Raw genomic sequence first — 19993 nt, 5'->3', positions numbered from 1 at the left:
TGCCACGACCCGCGGGCCGTGTTGTCCCGGGCCGGTGCGGGCGGTCGGCCCGCCATACCGGCACGCCACCGGGGCGTCCGCGCCCGGTGGTTGCGCAGAGCGTAACGCTAACGGCCGCGGACGGACCCGGCGGCGCACCGAGACCCTGACCCACGGGGCGGCGCGAATGGTGTTGACTCTGTCAGGTGGGGACCGGCAGAACACCATCCGACCAGGTCAGAGCGGGGCATTCCCGGCGCTGGCTGCTGCGCGCCGGAGGGCTCGTGGCGCTCGGCGGCGCGGCCGCGCCGCTGACCGGTTGTGATCTTTTCGACCGCGACCGGCAGCCACCGGCGCCTGATGCGCTGGAGCCGCTGGCCGCCGAGGCGCTGGCGCTGGAGGCCCGCTACCGGGCAGCCGCCACCGCCGCCCCGGCGCTCGCCGGACGGCTCACCCCGATCGCCGACGCGCACAAGGCGCACGCCGAGGAGCTACGCCGGGTCATCGGCCGGCCGGCTCCCTCCGGCACGCCGGCGGCCGCCGGCTCGGCGAGCGCGCCCGCGCCCGACGCCGTGCTCACCGAGCTGCGTCAGGCCGAGCAGGAGGGCCGGACCAACGCGGCGAAGGCCTGCGCCGAGGCGCCGGCCGAGCGGGCCGCGCTGCTCGGCTCGATCGCCGCCGCGCGGGCGACCCACGTGGAGGCCCTGAAGTGAACAACCCGACGACCGGCCCGGCCCAGGCCCTCGCCGACGCGCTCGCCGCCGAGTACGCGGCGATCTGGGCGTACGGGGTGATCGGCGTGCACCTCACCGGCGCGGCGCGGACGGCGGCCCGGGCCGCCGAGGCGGCGCACCGGTCCCGCCGCGACGCGCTGCTCCTGCAGCTCGCCGAGGGCTCCGGCCAGGTCCCCGCGGACCGGGCCGGGTACGCGCTGCCCTATCCGGTCACCGACCGGGCGGGAGCGCTGCGGCTGGCGGTGGAGATCGAGGAGCGGACCGCCGGGCACTGGCGGGCCGCGCTCGCGCACACCAGCGGCGTGGAGCGGAACACGGCGCTCGCCGCGCTCACCGACTGCGCGCTGCGGGCCACCCGCTGGCGGCGTACGGCGGGCGTGACACCGGTCACCGTTCCGTTCCCGGGCCGCCCCGCCTGAGCGCGACGCCGGTCACCCGGCGAAGCTTCCCGGTTGCGCTGCGCATACCAGGTATGCATACTCGCGGTCATGTCCATCCGTCACGGCCTGCTCGCCCTGCTCGAACGCGGCCAGATGTACGGCTATCAGCTCCGTGCCGCGTTCGAGGAGTCCACCGGGTCGACCTGGCCGCTGAACATCGGGCAGGTCTACACCACGCTGGCCCGGCTGGAACGCGACGGACTGGTGCGCCCGCTGCCGGAGAACGAGAGCGGGCAGCGGCCGTACGAGATCACCGACGCCGGACGGGCGGACCTGGCGATGTGGTTCGCCACCCCGATCAGCCGCGCCGACCGTCCCCGCGACGAGTTGTCGATCAAGCTGGCGCTGGCGCTGACCACGCCGGGCGTCGACGTGCGGGCGGTGGTGCAGACCCAGCGCACCGCCACCATGCGCGCGCTTCAGGAGTTCACCCGGTTGAAGTACACGAGCGACAAGCCGGAGGATCTACCCTGGCGGCTGGTGCTGGACGCGATGATCTTCCAGACCGAGGCCGAGGTGCGGTGGCTCGACCACTGCGAGACCAGCCTGGTCCGGCACCGCCCGGCGCCGATCCGGGCGGTCGACCACCCCGAGGCGGTGGACCGGGCCGGCGACGAAGCCCGCCGGTGAACCGGCACGGGAGGCGCTGATGGACCCGATCGACGGGGTGCTGGAACTGCGGGACGTACGCCGTACCCACGGCGCCGGTGAGGCCGCCGTGCACGCGCTGCGCGGCGTGAGCCTGACCGTGCGGGCCGGGGAACTGGTGGCGGTGATGGGCCCCTCCGGGTCCGGCAAGTCCACGCTGCTGGCGCTCGCCGGCGGCCTGGACCGGCCCACCGGCGGCGAGGTGGTGGTCGAGGGCGAGGCGCTGGTCGGGCTGTCCGCCCGGGAGCTGGCCCGGCTGCGCCGCCGCCGGATCGGGTACGTCTTCCAGGATCTGAACCTGCTCGGCAGCCTGACCGCCGTGGAGAACGTGGCGCTCCCCCTGGAACTGGACGGCGCCGGCGTACGGGCGGCCCGCCAGTCGGCCCTCGACGCGCTGCGCGAGGTCGACCTGGAGGACCTGGCCGACCGCTTCCCGGACCAGATGTCCGGCGGCCAGCAGCAGCGGGTGGCGATCGCCCGGGCCCTCGTCGGCGAACGCCGCCTGGTCCTCGCCGACGAGCCGACCGGCGCGCTGGACTCGCAGACCGGTGAGGCGGTGCTGCACCTGCTGCGCCGCCGGGTGGACGCCGGGGCGGCCGGGGTGCTGGTCACCCACGAGGCCCGGCACGCGGGCTGGGCGGACCGGGTGGTCTTCCTGCGCGACGGTGTGATGGTCGACTCGACCGCCCCGCTGATCGGCGTCGACCACCTGCTCAGCGGCAGCATCCGGTGACCGGCGGCCGCCTCGCCGCCGTACGCGGATCGTGGCGGACCGCGCTGCGGATCGCCCGCCGGGAGGCCCGGCGGTCCCGGCGGCGCACGCTGCTGGTGCTGGTGATGATCGCGCTGCCGGTGCTCGGCCTCAGCTTCGCCGCGGTCAGCTACGACATGGGCGACCTGACCCGCGCCGAGCGGATCGAACGCCAGCTCGGCGGCGCCGACGTCGCGCTGCGCTGGGAAAGCCTGACGGCGGTGAGGCAGGACGCCTGGGGCGAGTCGGCCTGGCCGGTCGAGGGCGAATGGGTCGGCCGGACCCGTCCGGCGACCGCCGAGGAGGTGCGCGCGCTGCTGCCCGACGGCAGCCGGGTCGCCCGCACGCGCTGGTGGATGACGTTCTCGACCCGGATCGGCCGGCACGTCGAGTCGCTCGACGCGCGCGCCCTGGACCTGACCGACCCGCTCACCCGGCCGCTGGCCCGGGTCCTCGACGGCCGGCCGCCGGTGCGCCCGGACGAGATCGCGGTCAGCCCGGCCGCGCTGCGCCGGCTCGACACCCGCATCGGCAACCCGGTACGCACCATCGACGGCGCCACGTACCGGGTGGTCGGGGTGGTGGAGTACCCGGACAACCTCCGGGAGGTGATCACGCTGGCCGGTGTGACCCCGGAGACCGCGGCCGGCAGCGACACCTGGCTGGTGGACCTGCCCGGCCCGCTCGACCCGGGGCTCGCCGACCGGCTGAACGCGCAGGGCATCCAGATCGTCGTCCGCGACCCGCTGCCCGGGCGGGAGGAGCTCACCCGCGGTATGCGCGTGCCGGACGCCGACGAGGCCGGCGTCGTCGGCGTGGTCGGCGGGCTGGGCCTGCTGGAGGTGGTGCTGCTGGTCGGCCCGGCCTTCGCGGTGAGCGTCCGCCGTCGGCGGCGCGACCTCGCGCTCGTCGCGGTGGCCGGTGGCGACGCCTCCCACCTGCGCCGGATCGTGCTCGCCGACGGGGTGGTGCTCGGCGCCGGCGGGGCCGCCCTCGGGCTGCTGCTCGGCATCGGCGCCGCGTTCGCCGGCCGGCCGCTCGTCGAGCAGTACCTGCTCGGGGAGCGCCTCGGGGCGTACCGGATCTTCCCGACCGCGCTGGTCGCGATCGCCGCGACGGCGGTGCTGGCCGGGGTGCTGGCGGCGATGGCGCCGGCCTGGACGGCGGCCCGGCAGGACGTGGCGACCGGCCTCGCCGGCCGGCGCGACGGGTCCCGGCCGCGCCGCCGCTGGCTGCTGATCGGGGTGGCGCTCACCGTCGCCGGGACCGCGATCGCCGCGTTCGCCGCCGGCCGCACCTCGCAGACCGGCGTGCTGGCCGGTGTCGCCCTGGGCGAGCTGGGGCTGGTGTTCTGCACCCCGACGCTCGTGGGCGTGCTGGGCCGGGCCGGCCGGCTGCTGCCGCTCACCCCCCGGCTCGCGTTGCGCGACGCCAGCCGCAACCGGTCGTCGGCCGCGCCGGCCATCTCGGCGGTGATGGCCGCCGTCGCCGGAAGCGTCGCGCTCGGCGTCTACGTGGCGAGTGACGAGACCCGCTCCCGGGAACTCTGGCAGCCCGGCCTGCCGCCGGGCAACGTGCTGCTCACCCACTCCGGCGAGATCCCGGCGGGCCCGCCGTCGGCCGAGGTCGTCGCCGCCCGGGCCCGCACGGTCCTGCCCGACGCCACAGTGGTGTCGGTTGCGACCCCCGGGTGCGCCGGCGACGTCCGGGACAAGAACGACTGCGCGGCGTACGCGCTCGTTCCGCCCGAGCAGCGCTGCCCGTACACCTCCTCCGACCCGGTCCCCGACGCGGCCCGGCGCGATCCGCGCTGCGTGAGCCCCTTCCAGGAGCCGGTCGACGTCTACCTGCCGGCGCTCGTGGACGACGGCGCCGCGCTGGCCGCGCTCACCGGCGCGCCGGACGACGAGCTGGCCGCCGCGCGCCGGACGCTCGCCGCAGGTGGCGTGGTGGTCACCGACGCCCGGCGGGTGGTGGACGGGCAGGTCCGGGTGGAGGTCAACTACAACTCCGGCGGCCCGCCCACCGGGCGTCTCCTGCCCGCGTACGCGCTGCGCGGCGGTCTCAGCGTCGACCGGTTGGTGCTCTCCCCCGCCGCCGCGGACGCGCTCGGCCTGTCCGCCGTACCGCTTGGCTACCTGCTGGACACCGCCGGCTCGCCCACCGATCGGCAGATGGAGATGCTGACCGACGAGCTGTACGACATCGGGCCCATGTCGGCGCAGGTGGCGACCGCCGATCCGCCGTCGGACCAGCGCCCGATGCTGCTCCTGCTGGCGGTGGCCTCGGGGGTGATCACGCTGGGCGCCGCCGCTGTCGCCACCGGCCTCGCCGCGGCCGAGGGCCGCCGGGACCTGTCCACGCTCGCGGCGGTGGGCGCCGATCCCCGGGTACGCCGCCTGCTGTCGCTCTGCCAGGCCGGGGTCATCGCGGTGCTCGGCTCCGCGCTGGGCATCGTCGCCGGGCTCGGCTCCGCCGTGGTCGTCCTGGCCGCGCTCAACCAGCGGTACGCGGATTCCTGGCCGGTGCAGCCGCCGTACCCGGTGACGGTGCCCGGCGTGACACTCGCCGCGCTGGTCGTGGTGCCGCTGGTGGCGATGGGCGGCGCGGCGCTGTTCACCAGGTCCCGCCTGCCGATCGAACGCCGGCTCGACTGAGCCGGCCGCCCATGCATGATCCACACCATTTCCCCGGAGTGGCGGCATCGCGGTGGGGTGGATGCCACCACCTCGGGGAAGTGGAGTCGACCTTGGGGCGGACTGACCGTCCGAGGGGGTGACGGGGCGCGGTGCGGGCGGCACACTTGTCGGATGTCAGCCCTGGGAACCCTCACCCGCCGTCTCGGTCACCAGCGTTGGTTCGGCGCCACCATGCGCCTGCTCGTCCCGGCCGACCGGCTGGTCGGCCGGATGACGAAGGGCCGAGTGGTCGCCTTCGGGCTCGTGCCCACGCTGGTGCTCACCTCCACCGGCCGCCGCTCCGGCAAGCCCCGCAGCAACCCCCTGGTGTACGTCCCCGACGGCGACGCCTACGTGGTGATCGGCTCGAACTGGGGGCAGCAGCACCAGCCGTCCTGGACGTTCAACCTGATGGCTAATCCGGCCGCCGAGGTGGACGTCAAGGGCCGCCGGATCCCGGTCACCGCCGAGCAGGTCACCGGCGAGGAACGGGAACGGCTGTTCCAGCGGCTGGTGCAGGAGTGGCCCGCGTACCGCACGTACGTCGAGCGCGCCGGTAACCGCGAGATCCGCGTCTTCCGCCTGGTCCCGAACGCCTGAGCGACGGCTCACCGTGGCCGGAACCGCAGCGAGCAGCACGGCGACGATGGACGGGGTCCAGCGGTGACGCCTCCGCCGTCCGTCACCTTCGACCGATGCCGTCCGGACGAGCTGATGTCTGTCGTCGACGTTCTCGCCGACCTGTACGCGCTGGTCTACGCCGAGCCGCCCTACCTCGAAGGTCCGGCACAGGTCGCCCGGTTCCGAACCGGGCTGCCCGACGAGGCGGCACGGCCCGGATTCCGCCTCGTCCTGGCGAGAGAGGGCGAAGAACTGATCGGAGCGGCGTACGGGTGGACCATGGCGGCCGGCACCTGGTGGTCGCGGGCGAAGGAGGAACCCCCGGCCGAGGTGCGGGAGCGCGACAAGTTCGCCGTACTGGAATGGATCGTCCATCCGCGGCATCGGTCTCACGGCATCGGCGCGGAGTTGATGCGTCGGCTCCTTCAGGGGCGCCCGGAGATCTGGGCGACCCTTGCCTCCGATCCGCGCAGCCTGGCGAACGGCATCTACCGGCGCAACGGCTGGCGGGTTGCCGGGCACTCCGAGCTGCCGTGGGGTCCTTCGATGGAACTGCTGGTCCGCGATCTGGCTAGGGTTGCCGCAGGCGAGCGCTCGGACGGAGGTGGACCGTGGCTGTCGACGTGAACGCCGAGCGGCGTCTGGACGACCCGCGGTGGCAGGTGGCCGAGCGCGTCGGTGACGCCGTCCTGCGGCGGTTCCCGGCCGACGTGCTGGCGGTCGCCGTACACGGTCCGCTCGCGCACGGCGACGACGACGGCGGCGGCGGGGACCGCGAGGTCGGGTTGCTGGTCGTCACCTACCGGCCCGGCGCCGGGCCGCCGCCGGCCACCCGCCGGGTGGACGGGGTGCTTGTCGACCTCACGGTGGCCGGGGCGGACGACTACCTGAGCCGGGCGACGACGATCACGTCCCGGTGGCCGCTGGCCGCGGACCGGTACGTGACGACCCGCGCCCTGCACGACCCGACCGGCTGGCTGCCGAAGCTGCGCGACGAGCACCTGGCACGACTGGCGCGGGCCCGGCCGGCGGAGTTCACCGGCGCCGCGCGGCAGGCGTGGTACCGGGGCAGCGCGGCGCACGCCCGGGCGTTGCGGCTGGCCGAGTGGTACGAGACGGACCAGGCACTGCTCATGCTCGGCGAGGCGCGGCTGGCCGCGGCGACGGTGCAGGGGCTGTTCAGCCGCACCTACTTCCGCGACGCCGGGGACGCGGTGCGGCGTACCGGGCTGGCCGGCGCGGACATGACCGAGGTGGGCGCGGCGCTGACCCGCCAGGCCGAGGAGCTGGCCGCCCGGGGCCGGCCGGTCGACGGCACGATCGACGACCTGTTGTCCGGCTGAGGACGGCCCAGCCTCAGCCGATGCCGCCGCCGACGCCGATCAGCGCGCCGATCAGGTAGGTGGCGCCGGCCGCCAGCGCGCCGAGCAGCAGCTGCCGCAGACCGGCACGCCACCAGGCACGGTTGGTGAACCGGGCCACGATCGCACCCGCGACGAAGAGGCCGACGCCGCCGACGGCGAGCGCCAGCCAGAGGCTGGTGAAACCGAGCAGGTACGGCAGCAGCGGCACCAGCGCGCCGATCGAGAAGCAGACGAACGACGAGATCGCGGCGGCCCACGGGCTCGGCTGGTCGTCGGGGTCGACGCCCAGCTCCTCCCGTACGTGCACCCGCAGCGCCTCCTCCGGGTTGGCGCGTACCGCCTCGGCGACCTGCGTCGCCAGCTCGCGGGGCAGTCCACGGGCGACCCAGGCGTCGGCCAGCTCCCGGGCCTCGGCCTCGGGGTGGCGTTCCAGCTCGCGCCGCTCCTTGGCCACCTCGGCGGCGACCTGCTCGTTCGCGGACCGGACGCTCGTGTACTCGCCGAGACCCATCGAGATGGCGCCCGCCACCAGGCCGGCCGCGCCGGTGAGCACCACGTTGCGCGGGGACACCCCGCCGCCGCCCACACCGGCGATCAGCGCGATGTTGGTGACCAGTCCGTCCATCGCGCCGAAGACGGCCGGCCGCAGCCAGCCGCCGGAGACGTCCGCGTGGTGCGCCTCGCGCAGCGCCGCCGGGGTGTCGGTCACGGCAGCGTCAGGATCTCGTAGCCGTCGTCGGTGACGACGATGGTGTGTTCGAACTGGGCCGTCCACCGGCGGTCCTTGGTGACCACGGTCCAGCCGTCGTCCCACATGTCGTACTGGTAGGTGCCGAGCGTGATCATCGGCTCGACTGTGAACGTCATGCCGGGCTCCATCACGTCGGTGGGGCGCGGGCTGTCGTAGTGCGGCACGTAGAGGCCACTGTGGAACGCCTCGCCGATGCCGTGCCCGGTGAAGTCGCGGACCACGCCGTAGCCGAAACGCTTCGCGTACGACTCGATCACGCGGCCGATGACGTTGATCTGCCGGCCCGGCGCGATGGCCTTGATGCCGCGCATCATCGCCGTGTGGGTCCGCTCGACAAGCAGGCGGGCCTCCTCGCTCACCTCGCCCACGCAGAACGTGGCGTCGGTGTCGCCGTGCACGCCGTTCAGGTACGCGGTGACGTCGACGTTGATGATGTCGCCGTCCTGGAGCACCGTCGAGTCGGGGATGCCGTGGCAGATCACCTCGTTGAGGCTGGTGCAGCACGACTTCGGGAAACCCCGGTAGCCGAGCGTCGACGGGTAGGCGCCGTGGTCGCAGAGGAACTCGTGCACCACCCTGTCGATCTCGTCGGTGGTCACCCCCGGCTTGCAGTGCTCACCGGCGAGCTGGGTGGCCTGCGCGGCGAGGCGCCCGGCCACGCGCATCTTCTCGATGGTCTCCGGCGTCTGCACGTGCGAGCCGCGCCACTCCTGCGGGCGCTTCTTACCCACGTACTCCGGGCGCGGGATGTGGGCGGGAACCGCTCGCCACGGGGAGAGCGTGCCGGGGGTCAGCGGCGCACGGACGGTCATGGCCCAAGCCTATCGCCGGGGGTGGTGTGCCCCCCGCCACAGCCCGGCCGGGCAGGTTGTTGCCGTACCGCAAACGCTGTGCCATTGTTGCTCCGTGGATCAAGGGGGCGCGGCGCCCGTCTTCTCCGTGACGGCGCAGGTCGACGGCGACCAAGTGCGCGTCCAGGTGACCGGCGAGGTCGACATGGCGACCGCCGACACCATGTTCCAGACCGCGCTCCGCGAGCCTGCCAAGCAGCTCACGCTCGACCTGCGGGCGGTGACCTTCTTCGACTCGGCCGCCATCCACGCGGTGGTCCGGCTCGCCCAGCGGTTCCCGAACGCACTCACCGTGCTGCCGTCCCCGCAGGTCCGGCGCGTGCTGGACATCTCCGGCCTGGGCGACCAGGACTGGCTCTCCCCCACCTGACCGACTCGGGTGCCCTTCGGGTCTAGAAGGCGTCTCCCATCGCCGGCGGCAGGGGCAGGTCCGGTCTCGGCTGCCCCTGATCCGACGCGGGGTGCCGCTTTCCCGACTCCCCGGCGGTGTCCGGGGCGAGATCACGACGCAGCGACTCGGCGTCGCGCTTGCGCACCCCGCTCGCCCGGATCGTGTTCACCGCGATGATGGTGAGTTCGTTCGCCACGTTGATGCCGCTGACGCGCGGGCCGCTGCGCAACGCCTCCTGAACCAGGCGGAGGGCCGACATCGCGGCCCGCTGGGAACGGGAGGGCCGGCTGGCGGACGGGGACCAGCCCTTACCGACGGTGCGCGCGGCCTCGGCCAGGCACCGCGCGGCCTCGGCGAGCGACGGCGGAACGGGCTCGTCGTCACGGATAGCGCGTTCGAGGTTGAGCGCGACGTCGCGGCTGTGCAGCAGGGAGCGGATCATGAGGATGGCGCCGTGCCGCCATCCCTGCAACGCGCTCTGGTTGTGCCACCGCAGCGGCGAGATGCGGACGACCTCGTCGGCGCCCGACATTGCGGCCTCCACCTCCGAGGTGTCGAGCCGGCGCAGCCTGTCGAGACCCTGACGGGCCAGCTCGGCGTCCCGGGCCAGGGCCGCGTCGGCGAGGCGGTCCAGCTCGGCGGCCATCTGGTCGAGCAGTGGCCGGCCGGCCCGCCGGATCCGGTGGATCGGGTGCAGGGGCAGCACCACGACCGCGACCAGGATGCCGACCACTCCACCGACGACGCCGTCGAGGAAGCGGGGCAGCGCGATATCGGTCCGGGCCGGGAAGAGCACGGCGATCACCAACGCGCTGCCGCCGACCTGGGTGACGAACGCGCCCTCGTCGCTGAGCAGGACGGCGACGAGGATCGCGGCGGCAACGATGACGCCGATCTGTACGTATCCCTGCCCCACCCAGGAGACCAGCAGGTCGCCCAGCGCGATGCCCACCGCCACGCCGGCGACGAGCAGCAGCGTACGGCGGAAGCGCTGACTCACCGAACTGGCGATGGTGCCGACCGCGACGGCGGGCGCGAACAGCGGTTGCGGGTTGTGGATCAGATCCTTCGCGACCCACCACGCGACTGCGGCGGCCACCCCGCACTGCACCGCCACGAGCAGGCTCAACCGCACCCGCCGCAGTCGCTCTCCCACGGTCGCCCGGCCAGTGCGGCGAATCGCCGTCCACGCCGCGCCAACCGGGTCGTTCCCGCTGTCCCGCGAAAGACGGAACGGCTCACGCCCCATGAGGCGATCCTAGGGACTTCGCCGCATTTGATCCGCTTTACGCGACAACAGCCCTCAGTCCCGGTCGGCCAGCCGGCGGCGCAGCGTCAGCTCGGTGCCCTCCTCGGTACGGGTCACGTTCATCTCCCCCAGCGCCTGGATCAGCGCCAGCCCGCGTCCCCGGAAGCTCGACCCGCTCGACTCCCGCCAGCGCCCGGTGTCCCGGACGGTTGCGGTGACCGTACGGTCGGCGATCGTCACCTCGACCTCGATCGTCGGGTCCACCGGGTCGACCGGGTGCTCGATCGCGTTCGCCGCCGCCTCGGAGACCGCCACGGTCAGGTCGAACAGGTCGGTCTCGCCGACCTGGTGGGCGACGAGGAAGTCCTCCAGCCGCTTGCGCAGCACGCTGAGCCGGGTCGGGTCGGCGGGCAGACGCAGCGCGAAGCGGTTCAACTCGGCCGCCTCCAGCGCGAGGACGGCCACGTCGTCGTGCCGGGAGCGCCCGGCCACCCGCGCCATGACGGCGTCGACCAGGTCCGCCACGTGCTCGGCGCGGGCCGTCGCGTCCGACCGCAACTGGCCCAGCCCGGCGTCGATGCCCGCGGACCGGTCCTCGATCAGGCCGTCGGTGTAGAGCAGTAGCCGGTTGCCCGGCGCGAGTTCGCCTTCGGCGGCCGGGTAGACGGTGCCGGGGATCGCCCCGATCGGCGGTCCGAGGGCCCGATCGTGCAGGAACGCCACGTCGTCTCCTCGGATCAGCAGGGGTGAGGGATGGCCGGCGCTGGCGTACCGGATCCGGCCGGTGCGCGGGGAGAAGCCGAGGCAGACGACGGTGGCGAAGGAGCCGCTGCCGGCGGAGTGGACCAGCCGGTTGAGGCGGGTCAGCGCCTCGCCCGGGTCGTAGCCCTCCAGGACGTACGCCCGCAGCGCGTTGCGGAGCTGGCCCATCGCCGCGGCGGCCCGCACGCCCTTGCCCACCACGTCACCGATGACCAGCACCAGGTCGTCGTCGGCGGTGGCCATCACGTCGTACCAGTCGCCGCCGACCTCCACGTCGGCGCTGCCGGGCAGGTAGCGGCTGGCGACCACCGCGCCGGGCAGCTGCGGCAGCGTACGCGGCAGCAGGCTGTGCTGGAGCGTGGTGGCGATGTGGTGCTCGGCCTCGTAGAGCTGGGCGTTCTCCAGCCGGACGCCGACCAGCCGGGCCAGTTCGGTCAGCGCCGCCTGCTCGGTGCCGCCGCCCTCGCGCCGCCACACCCGCAGCTCACCGAGCTGCTCGCCGGACGTGCCGGTGAGCGGCAGCACCACTGTCGGGTCGGCGGGCAGGTCGCCGCCGGCGTCCTCCTCGTGACGGGCCCCGGTGGTGGTGACGCGGACCCGTCCGGCCTCGGCCAGGCGCAGCGCGTGCCGGGCGGCCACCCGCACCACCTCGGCTGTCGACCGGGCGGTGTTGATCTCCACGGCGGCGTCGGCGAGCGCCCGGAGCCGGCGGATGATCTGCCCACGCAACTGGCCCAGCTCGACGTTGGCCCGGACCCGGGCCACCAGTTCCTGGCTGGAGAAGGGCTTGGTCAGGTAGTCGTCGGCGCCCGCGGACAGGCCGGCGACCTCCTCGGCGGCGCCGGCCCGGGCGGAGAGCAGCACGATCGGCACGTACCGGGTGGCCGGTTTGGCGCGCAGCGCGGCGACCAGCCCGAAGCCGTCCAGCCGGGGCATCATCACGTCCGTCAGCACCAGGTCGAACGGGGTCTCGACGGCCAGCCGCAGCGCCTCCGCGCCGTCCGGCACGGCGACCACCTCGTACGCCGGGGAGAGCAGCCGGACGACGTGCTCGCGCAGGTCGGCGTTGTCGTCGGCGAACAGGATCCGGCCCGCGCCGCCCGGCGTGCCGTTCGGCTCGGGCAACCCGACGGGCCGGGCCACCTCGTCGGTCCAGAGCGCCGTCTCGGCGACGTAGAGGCGGGCCTGCTCCGGCTCGGTCAGCGGCACCGGCGAGAGGGCGGACACCCGGTCGGCGGGCAGGTGCGCGTACCCGAACGGCATGGTCACGGTGAACGTGGTGCCCCGGTCGACGACACTGTGCGCGGTGACGGTGCCGCCGTGCATCTCGACCAGCTCGCGGACCAGGGCCAGGCCGATGCCGGTGCCCTCGTGGGTACGCGAGCGGGCGCCGGCGACCCGGTGGAAACGCTCGAAGACCTGCGGCAGCTCCTCCGGCGCGATGCCGACGCCGGTGTCGGTCACCTCCAGGACGGCGGCCCGGTCGGTCGCGCGTACCCGGACCCGGATCTCGCCGTCGAAGGTGAACTTGACCGCGTTCGACACCAGGTTGAGGACGATCTTCTCCCACATGTCCCGGTCGACGTAGACCGGCGCGGGCAGCGGCGGGCAGTCCACCACCAGGCGCAGCCCGGCCCGCTCGGTGGCCGAGCGGAACGTGCTGGCCAGCCGGGAGGTGAAGTCGGACAGGTCGGTGGGCTGGTAGCGGGCGGCCAGCCGGCCGGACTCCAGCCGGGAGAAGTCGAGCACCGTGTTGACCAGCTTGAGCAGGCGCAACCCGTTGCGGTGCATGACGGTGAGCCGGTCGAGGTAGCGATCCGGCAGTTCCCGGTCGGCGAGCATCTCCTCCAGCGGCCCGAGGACCAGCGTGAGCGGGGTGCGGAACTCGTGGCTGACGTTGGCGAAGAAGTTGGTCTTGGCGCGGTCGAGCGCGGCCAGCTCGGCGGCGCGGGCGCGTTCCTGCTCGTACGCCCGCTGCTTGCCCACCGCCCGGCTGACCTGCGCGGCGACCAGGCCGACGAAGTCGCGGTAGTCGTCACTGAACGGCAGCCGGCGGGACACGCCGAGCAGCAGCACCCCGGCCGCCTCGTTCGTCGCGGTCAGCGGCAGCAGGAGCGCCTGGCCGGCGGCGTCCGGCGGCACCGCGCCGGGCAGCTCGGCGGTGGCGATCCAGCGCGGCTCGGTGAGCGGCTCGCCGTCGGACACTCCGGGCGGCGGACCGGCGACAACGGCGGGGTCCACGCCCGAACAACCGCCCGCCACGAGATCGCCACGCTCGTCGGGGAACCACAGCGCGCTGAACGGCACGTCGGCTCGGTGGGCGTCGAGCACCCGGGTGACCGCCCGGCCCAGTTCCCGCATGTCCGGCACTTCGCCCAGCTCGTTGCCCAGCTCGGCCAGGGCCCGCAGCCGGCGCTCGCCGAGCACCCGCCCGGTGGTCTCGTTGACGAAGCAGAAGATCCCGCTGACGGTGCCGTCGACGTCGCGGATCGGGTCGTACGAGACGTCGAAGTAGACGTCCTCCAGGAAGCCGTGCCGGTTCAGCACGAAGGGATGGTTCTCACCCCGGTAGGGCACGCCCGTGCGGCGCACCCCGTCCAGCAGCGGGCCGAGCACGTCCCAGGTCTCGGCCCAGTGCCGGTGCGCGGCCTGCCCGATCACGGCGGGGTGCTTGTCGCCGATGGTCGGCCGGTAGGCGTCGTTGTAGAAGGCCAGGTGCTGCTCGCCCCAGAACACCACCATCTGGGCGCGGGACGACAGCATGGTGCTCATCGCGTGGGAGAGCGCGGCGGGCCAGCGGTCCGGGCTGCCGAGCGGGGTGGCGGCCCAGTCGAAGGCGCGCAGCCGCTCGCCCATCTCGCCGCCGGCCGCGAACGCCGCGGCGAGCAGCGGCGACAGTGACGCCTCGCCGGCCGCCGGGGACGAACGACTGTCGTCCCCGCCCCCCTGGGCCGAGCCCATGCAGCCTCCCGCTCCGGCCATGATCACGACGGTCGGCGCTGTCACGCCGACCGTCCCCGCCTACTACCCCGACGGACGAGCAACGTAACGCACCCGCACCGTTCGACGCTGGTTACCTCCGCCTCATCCTGGCGTAACAGACGGGCCGGGGCGACTCGGGCGGTCCGGCCGGGATGACCAGGCCGGAGATTCAGCTGTCCCCACCTACGAAATGTGAGTGTGTGATCTGGCCGACACCACGGACCGGACCAGCGCGGCCACCGGTCGCGGGTCCGGCTCGTTCTCCGGATGCCACTGCACCCCGAGCACGAAGCGCCGCGCCGGATCCTCCACCGCCTCGATCACCCCGTCGTCGGCCCAGCCGGTCACCGCCAGGCCGCCGGGGTCGGCCACCGCCTGATGGTGGTACGAGTTGACCCGGTCCACCCCGGCCATCACCTCGGCGGTCCGGCTGCCGGCGGCGAAGCGCACCGGGTGCGACCCGTACACGCCCGGCGCGGGACGGTGCCCGTCGTGCCCGACCACGTCCGGCAGGTGCTGGTGCAGCAGGCCGCCGTACGCCACCGCGAGCAGCTGCATCCCCCGGCACACGCCCAGCACCGGCAGGTCGGCGGCGAGCGCGGCGCTCAGCAGCGTCGTCTCCCCGGCGTCGCGCTCCGGCCGGCTCTCGGTGCGCGGGTCGGGCGGCTGCCCGTACCGCTCCGGGCCGACGTCCGCGCCGCCGGCCAGCAGCAGCCCGTCCAGCATCCCCAGCACGTCCGCGTCGGCGTCGTCCGGGGGCAGCACCACGGCCCGGCCGCCCGCCGCGGTGACCGCCCGGACGTACGCGTGCGGCACGAGCGTCGCCGGCACGTCCCGCCACACCGCCCAGCCGGCCGGCTCGACGTACGCGGTGATGCCGATGACCGGCCTCATAGCGGTGTGACGTAGGCGCCGGTGATCCCGCCGTCGACGACGAACTGCGCGGCGGTCATGAACGAGGCGTCGTCGCTGGCGAGGAACGCCACCGCGGCGGCGATCTCGGTGGGATCGCCGAACCGGCCCATCGGCACGTGCACCAGCCGCCGGGCCGCCCGCTCCGGGTCCTTGGCGAACAGCTCCAGCAGCAGCGGCGTGGCCACCGGACCGGGGCACAGCGCGTTGACCCGGATGCCCTCGCGGGCGAACTGCACGCCCAGCTCCCGGGTCATCGCCAGCACCCCGCCCTTGCTCGCCGTGTACGCGATCTGCGACGTCGCCGCGCCCATCAGCGCCACGAACGACGCGGTGTTGATGATCGAGCCCTTGCCCTGCCGCCGCATGTGCGGGATGACGTACTTGCAGCACAGGTAGACGCTTGTGGTGTTCACCCGCAGCACCCGTTCCCAGGCGTCCAGGCCGGTCTCCAGGATGGAGTCGTCGTCCGGCGGCGAGATGCCCGCGTTGTGGAACGACACGTCCACCCGGCCGTGCCGCTGCACCACCCCGTCGAACAGGTCGCGGACCGCCGTCTCGTCGGCCACGTCGGCGGCGACGAACTCGCCGTCCACCTCCTGCGCGGCCCGGGTACCGGCGTCGGCGTCGATGTCCACGCACACCACCCGGGCGCCCTCGGCGGCGAAGCGCCGCACGGTGGCCAGCCCGATGCCGCTGCCCGCGCCGGTCACGACCGCCACCCGGTCGGAAAGCCGTCCCTGCACTGTGATCACTCCTCGGTGCCGATGAACACGTTCTTGACGTCGGTGAAGGCGTGCAGCGCGTCCGGACCCAGCTCCCGGCCCAGGCCGGAACGCTTCATCCCGCCGAACGGGGTCCAGTAGCGAACCGAGGAGTGCGAGTTGACGCTGAGGTTGCCGGCCTCGACCGCGCGGGCCACCCGCACCGCCCGCCCGACGTCCCGGGTCCAGATCGAGCCGGAGAGGCCGTACTCGGTGTCGTTGGCGAGCCGGATCGCGTCCGCCTCGTCGTCGAACGGCAGCACCGAGACGACCGGGCCGAAGACCTCCTCCCGCCAGTGCCGGTCGGCCGGGGAGCCGGCGAGCAGCACCGTCGGGGCGTACCAGAAGCCGGGGCCGTCGGGGCAGGAGCCGGTGAACGCGACGTCCGCGCCGTCGACGTACCCGGCGACGCGGTCCCGGTGCGCGGCGGAGATCAGCGGGCCCATCTCGGCCGTGTCCCGGGCCGGGTCCTCCACCCGCACCGCCCGCACGGCCGGTTCGAGCAGTTCCAGGAACCTGTCGTACACCTGGCGCTGGACCAGGATGCGGGAGCGGGCGCAGCAGTCCTGGCCGGCGTTGTCGAAGACCGCGTACGGCGCGGTGGCCGCCGCCTTCTCCAGGTCGGCGTCGGCGAAGACGATGTTGGCCGACTTGCCGCCCAGCTCCAGCGTCACCCGCTTCACCTGGGCGGCGCAGCCGGCCATGATCCGCGTGCCGACCTCGGTCGAGCCGGTGAAGCAGATCTTGCGGACCGCCGGGTGGGTGACGAACCGCTCGCCGACCACGCTGCCCTGACCGGGCAGCACTGTGAACACGCCGTCGGGCAGCCCGGCGTCGCGGGCCAGCTCGGCGAGGCGCAGCGCGGTCAGCGGGGTCAGCTCGGCCGGTTTCAGCACGACCGTGTTGCCGGCGGCGAGCGCCGGGGCGAACCCCCAGCCGGCGATCGGCATCGGGAAGTTCCACGGCACGATCACGCCGACCACGCCCAGCGGTTCGTGGAACGTGACGTCGAGCCCCCCGGGCACCGGGATCTGGTGCCCGGTCAGCCGTTCCGGCGCGCCCGCGTAGTAGTCGAGCACGTCGCGGACGTTGCCCGCCTCCCAGCGCGCGTTGCCGATGGTGTGCCCGGCGTTGCGCACCTCCAGCAGAGCCAGTTCCTCAAGGTGCGCGTCGACTTGGGCCGCGAACCGCCGCAGCAGCCGCCCCCGATCCCCCGGCGCCACGTGACGCCACGTCTCGAACGCCGCGGAAGCCCGCGCGACAGCCGCATCCACGTCCTCAACGGAGCACCCCGGAACGACCCCGATCCCCGCCCCGTCAACAGGCGAGATCACCTCACCCACGCGGTCCCCCTCCCCTCAGCTCGGCGATCTTGTAGTTGCTGCCCCGGCGAAAGCCGCACAACGCCCGCGTCGAGGGCTGTAAGTGCAAGATCGGCGTCGACAGCGGGGGCGCGAGGGCGGGCGCGGGGGCGAGGGAGGGCGGCGGGTCAGAGGCGTTCGAAGCCACGGGTCAGCTCCCAGTCCGTCACCGCGGCGTCGAAGGCGGTCAGCTCGACCTTCGCCTGGTTGGCGTAGTGGTCGGCCACCTCGTCGCCGAACGCCTCCCGGGCCACCTCGGAGCGCTGCCACAGGTCCAGCGCGTCACGCAGCGTGGTTGGCACCCGCTCGGCGTCCGGGTCGTCGTACGCGTTGCCGGCGCACTCGTCCGCCAGCTCCAGCTCGTTCTCGATGCCGTGCACGGCCCCGGCCACCAGTGCGGCGATCGCCAGGTACGGGTTGACGTCGGCCCCCGGCACCCGGTTCTCCACCCGCATCCCCTGCCCGTGCCCGACCAGCCGCAGCGCGCAGGTGCGGTTGTCGGTGCCCCAGCGCAGCGCGGTCGGCGCGAACGAGCCCGGCTGATAGCGCTTGTAGGAGTTGATGTTGGGCGCGAAGAACAGGCTGAACTCGCGCATGGTGGCGAGCAGCCCGGCCAGCACCCGCTGACCGGTGACGCTCAGGTGCGCGGGCCCGTCCCCCAGCATCGCCGACGAGCCGGAGGCGTCACGCAGCGAGAAGTGGATGTGGCAGGAGTTGCCCTCCCGCTCGTTCGGCTTCGCCATGAACGTGATCGCCATGCCCTCCTGGGCGGCGATCTCCTTCGCGCCGTTCTTGTAGATGACGTGGTGGTCGGCGCAGCGCACCGCCTCGTCGTACCGGAAGGCGATCTCGTGCTGGCCGAGGTTGCACTCGCCCTTCGCGCTCTCCGGGGTGAGCCCGGCGCCGGCCATCTCGGTGCGGATACGGCGCAGCAGCGGCTCGACCCGGGCGGTGCCGAGCAGCGAGTAGTCCACGTTGTACTGGTTGGCCGGCGTGAGATCGCGGTAGCCGCGCCGCCACGCCTCCTCGTACGAGTCGCGGTAGAGCACGAACTCCAGTTCGGTGCCGGCGTACGCGGTCAGCCCGTGCGCGGCCAGCCGGTCCAGCTGCTTGCGCAGGATCTGCCGGGGCGAGGCGACCACCGGGCCGGAGCCGTCCAGCCACTCCAGGTCGGCCAGCAGCAGCGCGGAGCCGGGCTGCCAGGGCATCCGGCGCAACGTGTCCAGGTCGGGGCGCATGGCGAAGTCGCCGTAGCCGCGTTCCCAGCTCGACATCGCGTACCCGTCGACGGTGTTCATGTCGACGTCCACGGCGAGCAGGTAGTTGCAGCCCTCGCTGCCGTGCGTGACCACCTGGTCGAGGAAGTAGGGCGCGTGGAACCGCTTGCCCTGCAAGCGCCCCTGCATGTCGGTGAGGGCGAGCACCACCGTGTCGATCTCACCCTCGGTGACGGCGACCCGCAACTGTTCCAGCGAGAGCGGCGTTGGTTTCATCAGGGGCCTCCATCACCAAGGTCTACTGGCAAACCGGATCACCGTCAATGCCCCGGCGAGGCCGGGTGCGAAACCGGGGAGAGCACATGCGCCGTCGTACCGTCGCGGTCGTCGCCGCCGTCCTCGCGATCGTGCTGGCCGCCACCGACGCGCACGCCGACCGCAGACCCGCCGAGGGGCGACCCGCTGCCGGGCCGGACCGGCCGGCGACCGCCGACGCGCGACCGGTCATGCTCGACCTGCGCGGCTTCGACGGACGCTCCGGCTGGTCCGGCTACGACCTGAGCCGCCCGCACGTCGTCGCCACCGGCCTGGAGGCGCCGTGGGGCCTGGGCTTCCTGCCCGACGGCAGCGCCCTGGTCGCACAGCGGGACCGGGGCACGATCCTGCGCGTACGCCCCGGACGCCCGGCCCGCGAGGTGGCGCGGATCGCCGACGTGGTCGCGGGTGGGGAGACGGGCCTGCTCGGGCTGGCGGTCTCCCCCACGTACCGCCGGGACCGGTGGGTCTACGCCGCCTACACCACCGCCACGGATCTGCGGATCGTCCGGTTCCGCCTCGGCTCGTCCCGCGCGCCCCGGGTGCTGGTCAGCGGCATCGCCCGCAGCTCGGTGCACGCCGGCGGGCGGATCGCGTTCGGCCCCGACGGCATGCTCTACGCCGGGATCGGCGACGCCGGGGTGGCCGCCCGCGCGCAGGACCTGACCAGCCGCAACGGCAAGATCCTGCGGCTCCGCCCGGACGGCCGGACGCCCGCGGACAACCCGTTCCCGGGCTCGCTCGTCTACAGCTACGGCCACCGCAACGTGCAGGGCCTCGCCTGGGACCGGCACGGCCGGCTGTTCGCCACCGAGTTCGGGCAGAGCACCTGGGACGAGGTGAACCGGATCGTGCCCGGCGGCAACTACGGCTGGCCGGTCGTCGAGGGCGTCGCCGGTGACCCCCGGTTCCGCGACCCGGTCGTCGTCTGGCCGCCCGCCCAGGCGTCCCCGAGCGGCGCCGCTTTCGCCAGGGGCACGCTCTACGTCGCCGCGCTGCGCGGCGCCCGGCTGTGGGCGGTGCCCGTCGACGCCGCCGGCCGCGTCGGCGTACCGGTGGCGGAGCTGGCCGGCACGTACGGCCGCCTGCGTACCGTCGAGGTGGCCCCCGACGGCGCGCTCTGGGTCGCGACCAGCAACCGCGACGGCCGCGGCACCCCGGCGGCCGGCGACGACCGCATCCTGCGCTTCCCGCTCACCCACCGCCGCCCCACGATCTGACCC

General features: G+C 74.1%; 18 protein-coding genes. 10 read left to right on the top strand and 8 right to left on the bottom strand.

Going from position 1 to position 19993, the window contains the following annotated elements; genetic code table 11:
- Positions 1 to 242 precede the first annotated feature (242 nt).
- From A4R25_RS14910 to A4R25_RS14875, 8 genes are all read left to right on the top strand, one after another.
- A complete protein-coding gene (locus tag A4R25_RS14910) occupies positions 243 to 692 on the top strand; it encodes a hypothetical protein (protein WP_187693834.1) in 450 nt (149 codons plus the stop codon).
- Complete coding sequence (locus A4R25_RS14905; protein WP_043325825.1) at positions 689 to 1132, top strand: ferritin-like domain-containing protein; 444 nt, start codon at positions 689 to 691, stop codon at positions 1130 to 1132. Before A4R25_RS14910 ends, A4R25_RS14905 begins: the two co-directional genes overlap by 4 nt.
- 69 nt (positions 1133 to 1201) lie before the next feature.
- Positions 1202 to 1783, top strand: a complete 582-nt coding sequence (locus tag A4R25_RS14900; RefSeq protein WP_030503427.1) for a PadR family transcriptional regulator — start codon at positions 1202 to 1204, stop codon at positions 1781 to 1783.
- A 19-nt stretch (positions 1784 to 1802) separates the two neighbouring features.
- Positions 1803 to 2534 carry an ABC transporter ATP-binding protein gene (locus A4R25_RS14895; RefSeq protein ID WP_043325826.1) on the top strand — a complete coding sequence of 244 codons (732 nt, stop codon included), beginning with the start codon at positions 1803 to 1805 and terminating at the stop codon, positions 2532 to 2534.
- On the top strand, positions 2531 to 5209 hold the full coding sequence (locus A4R25_RS14890) for an FtsX-like permease family protein (protein ID WP_064447079.1): 2679 nt from the start codon (positions 2531 to 2533) through the stop codon (positions 5207 to 5209). Before A4R25_RS14895 ends, A4R25_RS14890 begins: the two co-directional genes overlap by 4 nt.
- Before the next feature lie 153 nt (positions 5210 to 5362).
- The gene (locus tag A4R25_RS14885; protein WP_043325828.1) at positions 5363 to 5830 is read left to right on the top strand and encodes a nitroreductase family deazaflavin-dependent oxidoreductase; all 468 of its coding nucleotides are present in this window, start codon (positions 5363 to 5365) and stop codon (positions 5828 to 5830) included.
- A gap of 114 nt (positions 5831 to 5944) precedes the next feature.
- Positions 5945 to 6478 carry a GNAT family N-acetyltransferase gene (locus A4R25_RS14880; RefSeq protein ID WP_064447259.1) on the top strand — a complete coding sequence of 178 codons (534 nt, stop codon included), beginning with the start codon at positions 5945 to 5947 and terminating at the stop codon, positions 6476 to 6478.
- The gene (locus A4R25_RS14875; protein WP_064447078.1) at positions 6463 to 7194 is read left to right on the top strand and encodes a hypothetical protein; all 732 of its coding nucleotides are present in this window, start codon (positions 6463 to 6465) and stop codon (positions 7192 to 7194) included. The genes A4R25_RS14880 and A4R25_RS14875 overlap by 16 nt, the downstream gene beginning before the upstream one ends.
- A gap of 13 nt (positions 7195 to 7207) precedes the next feature.
- Here the strand turns inward: A4R25_RS14875 and A4R25_RS14870 are convergent, their stop codons facing one another.
- Entirely contained in the window at positions 7208 to 7924 is a 717-nt protein-coding gene (locus A4R25_RS14870; protein ID WP_030503432.1) for a VIT1/CCC1 transporter family protein, read from the bottom strand.
- Entirely contained in the window at positions 7921 to 8778 is an 858-nt protein-coding gene (gene map / locus A4R25_RS14865) for a type I methionyl aminopeptidase (protein WP_043325831.1), read from the bottom strand. The genes A4R25_RS14870 and map overlap by 4 nt, the downstream gene beginning before the upstream one ends.
- Positions 8779 to 8872: 94 nt before the next feature.
- Between map and A4R25_RS14860 the strand changes: the two genes are divergently transcribed.
- Complete coding sequence (locus tag A4R25_RS14860; protein ID WP_043325832.1) at positions 8873 to 9187, top strand: STAS domain-containing protein; 315 nt, start codon at positions 8873 to 8875, stop codon at positions 9185 to 9187.
- A gap of 22 nt (positions 9188 to 9209) precedes the next feature.
- On the opposite strand, the gene A4R25_RS14855 is transcribed toward A4R25_RS14860, so the two are convergent.
- From A4R25_RS14855 to A4R25_RS14830, 6 genes are all read right to left on the bottom strand, one after another.
- Positions 9210 to 10364 (bottom strand): aromatic acid exporter family protein, encoded by a 1155-nt coding sequence (locus tag A4R25_RS14855; protein ID WP_197494906.1) that lies wholly within the window; start codon positions 10362 to 10364, stop codon positions 9210 to 9212.
- A 147-nt stretch (positions 10365 to 10511) separates the two neighbouring features.
- Positions 10512 to 14180, bottom strand: coding sequence for a SpoIIE family protein phosphatase (locus tag A4R25_RS14850; protein ID WP_064447076.1), 3669 nt, complete (start codon positions 14178 to 14180; stop codon positions 10512 to 10514).
- Positions 14181 to 14384: 204 nt separating this feature from the next.
- Complete coding sequence (locus tag A4R25_RS14845; RefSeq protein WP_043325834.1) at positions 14385 to 15095, bottom strand: gamma-glutamyl-gamma-aminobutyrate hydrolase family protein; 711 nt, start codon at positions 15093 to 15095, stop codon at positions 14385 to 14387.
- Positions 15092 to 15859: a 3-oxoacyl-ACP reductase gene (locus tag A4R25_RS14840; RefSeq protein WP_043330553.1), complete on the bottom strand. Its 768-nt coding sequence runs from the start codon at positions 15857 to 15859 to the stop codon at positions 15092 to 15094. Before A4R25_RS14840 ends, A4R25_RS14845 begins: the two co-directional genes overlap by 4 nt.
- A 5-nt stretch (positions 15860 to 15864) precedes the next feature.
- The gene (locus A4R25_RS14835; protein ID WP_373888007.1) at positions 15865 to 17211 is read right to left on the bottom strand and encodes an aldehyde dehydrogenase; all 1347 of its coding nucleotides are present in this window, start codon (positions 17209 to 17211) and stop codon (positions 15865 to 15867) included.
- A gap of 155 nt (positions 17212 to 17366) precedes the next feature.
- Complete coding sequence (locus A4R25_RS14830) at positions 17367 to 18731, bottom strand: glutamine synthetase family protein (RefSeq protein ID WP_064447074.1); 1365 nt, start codon at positions 18729 to 18731, stop codon at positions 17367 to 17369.
- Positions 18732 to 18817: 86 nt separating this feature from the next.
- On the opposite strand from A4R25_RS14830, the gene A4R25_RS14825 reads away from it, so the two are divergent.
- Positions 18818 to 19990, top strand: a complete 1173-nt coding sequence (locus A4R25_RS14825) for a sorbosone dehydrogenase family protein (RefSeq protein ID WP_064447073.1) — start codon at positions 18818 to 18820, stop codon at positions 19988 to 19990.
- Positions 19991 to 19993 lie beyond the last annotated feature (3 nt).

Source organism: Micromonospora sp. NBRC 110037 (assembly GCF_001652995.1).
Lineage (GTDB): Bacteria > Actinomycetota > Actinomycetes > Mycobacteriales > Micromonosporaceae > Micromonospora > Micromonospora chalcea.
This window is presented reverse-complemented; position numbering and strand designations above follow the sequence as displayed.